Raw genomic sequence first — 7,089 nt, forward strand, 5'->3', positions numbered from 1 at the left:
GGCTGAGCGACACGCTCGACCCCTCGTAGCGGTCGGCCAGCCCGGTCGCGACCTCGGCGATCTCGGAGTGGTCGGCGCTCGACAGTGAGAGCAGCCCGACCTCCTCGAACCCGGTCTGCCGGATCCCGTTCTCGACCATCGCGCCGATCGTCTCGATCGACCGCTCCCGCACGGGTCGCGTGATCATGCCGGCCTGGCAGAAGCGGCAGCCGCGGGTGCAGCCGCGGAAGATCTCGACCGAGAACCGCTCGTGCACCGTTTCGGCCAACGGCACCAGCGGCTTGGCCGGGTAGGGCCACTGGTCGAGGTCCATCAGCGTGTGCTTGCGGACGCGGAACGGGATGCCGGGTCGGTTGGGCACCACGGCCTCGATGGTGCCGTCGCCGGCATAGGTGACGTCGTAGAACTTCGGGACGTAGACGTTCTCCGAGACGGCGAGCCGGCGCAAGAGCTCGTCACGCCCGCCGGGGCACGCCTCCCCCTTCCACTCGCGCACGACCTCCGAGATCGCGAGCACGACCTCCTCGCCGTCGCCGAGCACCGCGGCGTCGACGAAGTCCGCGATCGGCTCGGGGTTGAACGCCGCGTGTCCGCCGGCGATCACGACCGGGTCGTCGTCCTCGCGGTCGACCGCGTGCAGCGCGACGCCGGCCAGGTCGAGGGCGTTGAGCAGGTTGGTGTAGCCGAGCTCGGTGGAGAAGCTGATCCCGAACAGGTCGAAGTCACGCACCGACCGGTGGGCGTCGACGGTGAACTGCGGGATCTCCCCGAGCGCGTCACCCTCCCGCATCACCCGCTCCATGTCGGGCCACACGGCGTAGGTCCGCTCGGCGAGGATCCAGTCACGCTCGTTGAGCACCTCGTAGAGGATCTGCACGCCCTGGTTGGGCAGCCCGACCTCGTAGGCGTCGGGGTACATCAGCGCCCACCGCACCTCGACCGAGTCCCAGTCCTTGACGGTGGAGTTCAGCTCGCCACCGACGTACTGGATCGGCTTGGACACCGACGGCAACCGGGGCTCGAGCCGGGAGAAGACGCTCGCGGACAAAGGTCGGACCTCACAGGTGACACGCTGGGTGGACGAACATCCCAGGGTACGCCGCAAGGCTGATGCGGCCGGTATCGCCGCCGAGGAGACTCTCCTGCGTGGAAGCGCTCAAGGCCGCCAGTTGCTTCGACGGGGAGCGCTTCCGTCCGGGCGGCGTCACCCTCCTGCTGGACGGTGACCGCATCGCCGGCGTCGAGCCTCTGGCGTACGACGTGCCGCACGGCGTCGAGGTCACGACGTACGACGGCACCCTGCTGCCCGGTCTCATCGATGCGCACGTCCACCTCGTCGGGGACGCGACGTTCGGTGGCCTGGAGCGAGCGGGCTCGATGTCCGACGACGAGCTCGACACCACCATCACCGGCACGCTGCGCGCCCAGGCTGCCGCCGGGGTGACCACGGTCCGCGACCTGGGCGACGTGCGGTACCGGACTCTCGTCGCGCGCGACCGACGCGGCCCGGGTGAGCCACGGATCGTGGCCGCCGGGCCGCCGATCACCGTGCCGGGCGGTCACTGCCACTACCTCGGCGGAGCGGTCACCGGCGTCGACGAGGTCCGGAGTCGGGTGGCCGAGCACGCCGAGCGTGGCGTGGACCTGGTCAAGGTGATGGCGAGCGGTGGGATGCTCACCGCCGAGAGCGACGTGCTCGGGGTGCAGTTCACCCCCGAGGAGCTGCGGGCCGCCGCCGAGGCGGCCCACACGGCGGGGCTGCGCATCGTGGCGCACGCCCATTCCGAGGCCGGCGTCCGTCACGCCGTCGCGGCCGGGGTCGACGGCCTCGAGCACGCGACCTGCCTGTCCGCGGCTGGACTGGCGGTGCCCGAGGACCTGTTCCGGGAGATCGCCGCGCGAGACGTCACCGTCGACCCCACCTGGGGCATGGACCCGGACCGCGTCCCGCCCGCCGACCAGCTCCCGCCGAACATGCGCGCGCTCGTCGAGCGCTTCCACGTGAGCCCGATCGACGTCCTGCGTGGTCGCGCCGGCCAGATCACGCGGATGCGCGAGCTCGGCGTCCGCATCGTCAGCGGCATGGACGCCGGCGCCACGCCGCCCAAGCCGCACGGCTCCCTGTGGCGCGTGGTGGTCCAGCTGGAGTCAGCCGGCTTCTCCGCCGCCGAGGCCCTGGCGACCGCCACCTCCGTCGCGGCGGACGACTGCCGGCTGACCGCGACGACCGGACGGCTGGCCGCGGGGCTGGCGGCGGACCTGCTCGTGGTCGACGGCGATCTGGAGTCGGACCTCACCGCCCTGGCCCGTCCGCGTGCCGTCCGGGTGCGTGGGGTGCCGATCTGACGGTCTACGCGCCCGACTCGCCCAGCTCCTCGAGCGCGGCCCGCGCCTCGGCCAGCGACTTCTCGGCGTACGCGATCATCTGCTCGAGGCCCTCCGTGCCGAACCGGTTGGTCACCCCGTCGACCGCTTCGGCGATCGCGGGATCGAGGTCCGAGGAGTGTTCCGGCTGCTCCGGGATGTCGGAGGAGGCGTCGATCGAGTCCGAGCTGCTCATGGCGCCCATCCAAACACAGCCGCCGCTGCACAGCGCCGAGGCGCTCAGCCCTTGACGTAGGACAGCTTCTCGCAGACCTTCCCGTCACGGAACCGGAGCACGTCGGCGCCACGCACGTGGCCCGGCGTCCCGTCGTCGCCCACCCAGTCGAACCGCCAGCGCAGCACGCCGCGGTCGCCGCCGGCATACGACTCCTCCTCGGTGAACGACGCGTCCCGGGTCTGCTCGAACAGGTCGACCCAGACCGCGCGGACGGCGTCGGCACCTTCGTGGCGTACGCCGTCCGGCGCCGGGCCGGTGGCCTCGAAGACGCAGTCGTCGGCCATCAGCGCCATGATCGCGTCGACGTCCCCGGTGCCGAACGCCGACGAGAAGCCCGCGAGGGCGGCATGGGTCGGACCCCACTCGGCGTCCCTGCCGAACGCCGCGAGCAGGTCGCCCTGGGCACCACCGTGCGAGACGCCGCGCGGCCCGATCGCACCACCGCCGCGGTACATCTCCTCGCGCGGGGTGAACCAGGCCGCGACCTCGGCGACCAGGTGCGGGTCGAGCCGGGTGTCACCGGCGGTGGCCGCCGCGAGGTCCCAGCCGTGGACGAGGTGGTCGGCGGCGAGCTGGTGGACGTACTCGGAAAGCTGCTCCTCGCCGTACGACAGGTGCACGGTGCCGCCGTCGGGCAGCCGATCGGCCACCGCCTTGGTCGCCTCCATCGCCGCGTCGAGCGCGGCCCGGGCCGGGTCGTCGCCGACCAGGTCCCCGTCGAACCGGTCGCCGACCTCGGCGATCGTGCTGCCGTTCACCAGGGGCGCGGTCCACAGGTCCTCGCCGACGACGTGGTTGGTGAGCTCACGCACCGTCCAGCCGCGGCACGGCGTGGGGCCGTCCCACTGGTCGGAGGCCACGGCGTTGACCCGGTCGGCCCAGGCCTCGACGGTGCGGTGGTACAGGGTGTTCAGGTCCATCGGCGTCTCCCGCCACTCGGCGGCCCCGCCCGGCCCGAGACGCTCGCGTGGGGCCAGGACCTCCATGCTGGCACCGGGCCGACGGGGTGGGAACGATCCAGAGGTGACCTATGTGTGACGGATTCAGATCTGGTCGGTCACCGGCGCGGTCGGCGCCGCCTCGGATCGCACCGCGGCGGCGGCGGAGGTCGCGCGGAGCTCGACGTGGGGCATCATCCACAGCACCAGGAACCCGAGCAGCATCAGCAGCCCGGCCAGCAGGAACACGTGGTCCATCGAGTCGGCGAAGCCGGCCTTGAACGGGTGGGCGAGCGTGGAGTCCAGCCGCTGGATGAACGACGAGTCGTCCTGCACCTGCGCCACAGCGCCGTGGTGGCTCGGGTGGAGGATCGACTGCGCGACCCCGCGCTCGACCGGGTCGGTGCTGTTCGCGGCCTTGGCGACGGCTGCCCGGAACGTCGTGCTGTGGCTCTGCTCGGCGACGGCGCTGTGGATGTTGCCGCCGACCGTCGAGAACAGCAGCGTGATGAAGATGGCGACCCCGATGGTGCCGCCGATCTGCCGGAAGAACGTCGCCGCGGCGGTGGCGACGCCGATGTCGCGTGGCGGAACCGCCGACTGCAGGATCAGCAGCAGCGGCTGCATGCAGTTGCCCAGGCCGTAGCCGAGCAGCAGCATCAGCCCCATCACCAGCACCAGGTTGGTGTCGGCCGTGATCCGGCTGAGCAGCAGCATCGCGAGCGCCGCCAGGCCGGAGCCGAAGATCGGGAAGCCGCGGATGTGCCCGGTCCGGGAGATCACCTGGCCGGAGATGATCGAGGCGCTCATCATCCCGACCACCATCGGCAGCATCAGGAAGCCGGACTCCATCGGCGTCGCGCCGTGCACGATCTGCATGTACAGCGGCAGGATCATGATCCCGCCGAACATCGCCATGCCGACGACCAGGCTGGCACCGATCCCCACCGAGATCGGGCGGGCCCGGAACATCCGCATCGGGATCAGCGCCGCGTCGTGCATCCGGCTCTCCACCGCCACGAACGCCGAGAGCCCACCCGCCGCGATCACGAAGCAGGCGAGGGACCGGCCGGACGTCCAGCCCCACTCGCGCCCCTGCTCGAGCACGGTGAGCAGCGGCACCAGGGTGATCACCAGGGTGGCCGCACCCCACCAGTCGATCCGGGCCTCGCGCCGGTGGTGGTGGACGTGCAGGGTGCGGTAGACGACGAAGAGCGCGGCGATGCCGATCGGCACGTTGACCAGGAAGACCCAGCGCCAGCCGGTCAGGCCGAGGATCACCGCGTGGGAGGCGAAGAAGCCGCCGATCACCGGGCCGAGGACGCTCGACGTACCGAACGTGGCCATGAAGTAGCCGGTGTAGCGAGCCCGCTCGCGCGGGGACACGATGTCGCCGATGATCGCGAGGACGAGGGTGAACAGGCCGCCTGCGCCGATGCCCTGCACCGCGCGGAAGGCCGCCAGCATGTACATCGAGGTGGCGAACGAGCACAACGCCGACCCGGCGATGAACAGCGAGATCGCGAACATGAACAGCTTCTTGCGGCCGTAGATGTCGCCGAGCTTGCCGTAGATCGGCGTCGCGATGGTCGAGGTGATCAGGTACGCCGTGGTGACCCACGCCTGCACCGACAGCCCGTTGAGGTCGTCGGAGATGGTGCGGATCGCCGTCGACACGATCGTCTGGTCGAGGGCGCCGAGGAACATTCCCATCATCAGTCCGGTGATGATGGTGAGGATCTGCCGGTGGGAGTACTCACCGGTCTCGGAGGGGGCGGTGGAGGCGGGCTGCTGCGCTGGGCTGGACATTGCCCCCCATCCTAACGGTTGCCCGAGGCAACCGATGAAATTCTCACGCCGATCGGCCCCCGGTTTGGCCGGCCTGCTTCCGGGGGAGCCTGAAGACCGTCGCGCCCAGACCGGACGCACAGGACTCGGATCACGCGGAGGACGGGCCATGGCCGAGCTTCAGGTCGAGATCCCCCAGCTGCGGGCGTTCGGCGCGCACTTCACCACCTTCGGCACCGACAACATCGGCGCGACCGGCGACGCGACCCGGCTCGAGGCGGGGCAGACCGCCGACATGGACGGACTCCTCGACCTGATCGCGCCGGCCATCCATCAGACCGCGAGGGTGTTCGGCGGCCACTACGACGACCTGTCCCGGGTGGTCGCCGGCACCGGCACGGCATTGGTCGCCACGGCCGACGACTACGCGACGGTCGACCTCACCGTGGCTCGGGCGATGGACGCGAGGGCCGTCCACGTCGGGCACCAGCCGGACACCCCGATCGGATCCGGCGGCGCGTGGTCCGAGCACCACGTCTACGCCGGCTGCCACGGGATCGAGCACGACCCGGCGAAGAAGATCCGCGAGGGCATGGACGCCGACGTCCGCACCATCGACTGGGTGTTCCACAAGTTCACCGGCCACCACATCACCGAGCCGATCGACACGATCGTCGGCAACTGGACCACGCTCACCTCCCGCGGCGAGTCGTGGGCCGACGTCTCGCGGATGCTCCAGGCCCACGGCGACGACGTGCTCGCCAACACCGCCAACGTGGACGGCGTCTGGGACGGCGTCGCAGCGACCAGCTTCCACGAGTACGGCGTACGCCTCGGCAACGGGCTGCACGCCGAGTCGGAGATCCCGCTGGCGATCCAGTACGCCCTCGGCCAGCTCGCCGAGAAGTGGGAGACGCTGTACCGGCAGTGCGTCCACCTGCTGGAGAGCGTGGTCCACGACGTCGAGATCGGCGCCGCGGCCCTGGCCGCCGCCTGGTGGTGCGGCGTCGGCGAAGCGGTGGCCGCGAAGAAGTGCGAGGAGGCGCTGGTCGCGTTCTACCGCGCGTACAAGATCGTGATGCTGGTCAAGCACGTGATCCAGGCCGCAGACCTCGCCGTCAAGGGCTTCTGCCAGCTGGCCGATCTCTACCACCTGGCCACCCACATCCCCGAGGCCGTCGACCACGAGGTGACCGAGCTCAGGGATCTCGTCGGCGCCGTCGGCTCGGTCCCCGAGCACCTCGACCACCTCTCCCACCTGGGCGACACCCCGACCAGTCCCTACGGTGGGCCGAGTGATCCCGCGATCGCCTGACCCGGCCGACGGCCGGCGGGCGATCGACGCCGTCCTGGAGCCGCTGCGTGCGGAGACCCACCGCGTCGACGATGAGCTCCGGGACAACGAGGAGTTCCTCGCCGAACGCCGGTCGTGTGGGATCGACCCCGAGACCCGAGCCCTGCTGGAGCGGGCGGCCGGCAGCCCGGCGGCGCCAGAGTCGCTGCGCCGGGTGGCGCGCCTGGTCGCCGCCGGCAGGGTGACGTGGGACGACGTCTTCGCCCACCGCGGCGGGCCCGAGGGCGCGGCGTTCCTCGACGACGCGTTACGCACCGCGCGTCGGCAGTTCGCCGAGGCCGACCTGCCACCGGCGAAGGTCCCCGACGAGGCGCTCGAGGTCGGGATCGACCCCGACGAGGTCTCCGACGACATCTTCCGCGCCCGGGTCGAGGCGCAGGAGGACCACGACGCGATCTTCCGACAGG

General features: G+C 71.2%; 6 protein-coding genes and 1 pseudogene. 3 read left to right on the forward strand and 4 right to left on the reverse strand.

What is annotated here, in order from left to right:
* Positions 1-1,048 (reverse strand): annotated as a pseudogene (locus tag VGK78_RS18500) (B12-binding domain-containing radical SAM protein); the annotation flags it as partial.
* A gap of 98 nt (positions 1,049-1,146) precedes the next feature.
* On the opposite strand from VGK78_RS18500, the gene VGK78_RS18505 reads away from it, so the two are divergent.
* Positions 1,147-2,346: an amidohydrolase family protein gene (locus VGK78_RS18505; protein ID WP_331529205.1), complete on the forward strand. Its 1,200-nt coding sequence runs from the start codon at positions 1,147-1,149 to the stop codon at positions 2,344-2,346.
* A gap of 4 nt (positions 2,347-2,350) precedes the next feature.
* Here VGK78_RS18505 and VGK78_RS18510 read toward each other — a convergent pair whose 3' ends face one another.
* The 3 genes from VGK78_RS18510 to VGK78_RS18520 are packed head-to-tail and all read right to left on the reverse strand — an operon-like array spanning position 2,351 to position 5,349.
* Positions 2,351-2,560, reverse strand: a complete 210-nt coding sequence (locus tag VGK78_RS18510; RefSeq protein WP_331529206.1) for a hypothetical protein — start codon at positions 2,558-2,560, stop codon at positions 2,351-2,353.
* A 44-nt stretch (positions 2,561-2,604) separates the two neighbouring features.
* Positions 2,605-3,588, reverse strand: a complete 984-nt coding sequence (locus VGK78_RS18515) for a TIGR03086 family metal-binding protein (RefSeq protein WP_331529207.1) — start codon at positions 3,586-3,588, stop codon at positions 2,605-2,607.
* A 57-nt stretch (positions 3,589-3,645) separates the two neighbouring features.
* On the reverse strand, positions 3,646-5,349 hold the full coding sequence (locus VGK78_RS18520; protein WP_331529208.1) for an MDR family MFS transporter: 1,704 nt from the start codon (positions 5,347-5,349) through the stop codon (positions 3,646-3,648).
* 148 nt (positions 5,350-5,497) lie between these two features.
* On the opposite strand from VGK78_RS18520, the gene VGK78_RS18525 reads away from it, so the two are divergent.
* On the forward strand, positions 5,498-6,643 hold the full coding sequence (locus VGK78_RS18525; RefSeq protein WP_331529209.1) for a hypothetical protein: 1,146 nt from the start codon (positions 5,498-5,500) through the stop codon (positions 6,641-6,643).
* A partial coding sequence (locus tag VGK78_RS18530) for a hypothetical protein (RefSeq protein ID WP_331529210.1) occupies positions 6,624-7,089 on the forward strand: 466 nt, incomplete at its 3' end. The genes VGK78_RS18525 and VGK78_RS18530, both read left to right, overlap by 20 nt.

Source organism: Nocardioides sp. (assembly GCF_036503465.1).
Classification (GTDB): domain Bacteria; phylum Actinomycetota; class Actinomycetes; order Propionibacteriales; family Nocardioidaceae; genus Nocardioides.